The organism is Massilia aurea (genome assembly GCF_014200505.1).
GTDB classification, from domain to species: Bacteria; Pseudomonadota; Gammaproteobacteria; order Burkholderiales; family Burkholderiaceae_D; genus Telluria; species Telluria aurea_B.
In genome coordinates this window covers 1-1,039 of the sequence record NZ_JACHBX010000016.1, presented here as the reverse complement: position 1 = coordinate 1,039, position 1,039 = coordinate 1, and the positions used below count along the sequence as shown (strand labels likewise).

The 1,039-nt window shown below is 54.2% G+C and carries 1 protein-coding gene; it reads right to left on the bottom strand.

Features of this window, described 5'->3' with window-relative positions; translation table 11 throughout:
* Positions 1-1,002: an IS110 family transposase gene (locus tag HD842_RS23825; RefSeq protein ID WP_229424913.1), complete on the bottom strand. Its 1,002-nt coding sequence runs from the start codon at positions 1,000-1,002 to the stop codon at positions 1-3.
* Positions 1,003-1,039 lie beyond the last annotated feature (37 nt).

Sequence of the window (1,039 nt, the reverse complement as noted above, 5' to 3'; positions counted from 1 at the left end):
TCAGATACCGTCTTGAATTGCAAGCCGATTCGATAAGAAATTTGCGTCGAATGGCTTGCCTGTTCGGACGACGCCGTAAATCAGATGGGCCAATTTGTGTGTAACGGCGCCGATGACGGCTTTTTTCGCCATGCCGGTTGCAAGCAGGCGGTCGGCGAACTGGCGCAAAATGGGGTTGTGACGTCGCGCCACCATGCTGGGCATGAAGAGCGCAGCGCGTAACGACGAACTCCCGGTCTTGCTCATCACCGTTCGTCCTCTGACTGAACTACCGGACGTACGCTGCTTTGGTGTCACGCCGAGGAAGGCAGCGAAGGCCTTGGCGTTCTTGAAGCGGCGAATGTCGCCAATGTGTCCAAGGACACGGGCTATCGTTGTCATTCCCAAGCCAGGAATGCTGGCAATGAGCTGCGCGTCGTTTTTGAGATTAGGATGCCGATCGATGTGATCGTCGATCTCCTTTTCCAGCTTTTTGATTTCGACGTCGAGCCATATGATGTGCGTCTTCACGTGCGTCGCAACGTCTTCCATTCCGCCGATCGTGTGAGCTTCCAGCCGATTCTCTTCCTGCTGCCGGATGTCTTTCAGTGCTTGAACGCGCAACGTCCATCCCCGTAGCTGGCGCTGCTCCAGCGGCGGTGGCGTCCATGGTTCGGGATTCATGGCCAGGCAATAGCGAGCAATGAGACCAGCATCGATTTCATCGTTCTTGTTGCGGATATTTTCACCATGTCCGAAGCCCTTGATGCAGGCAGGATTGACGATGCTTACCTTGATACCAGCGTCATACAATGTTAACGCTAAGGCCTCGTGGTACACGCCTGTCGCCTCCATGCACACGTGCAGCAGAGAACGTGACGCCTTCGATTTGTCGATCCATTCCAGCAAACTCTTGTGCCCTGCAGGCGTGTTCTGCAGCACCTTCGTTTTTACTTTTCCGTTCTTTAGCAACTCGATGTCGAGCTTTGATTTGCTAACGTCGATTCCCAAAACCTCGCGCATCGCTTCCATTTTGACCTCTCTCGTATGCGGGCTTACG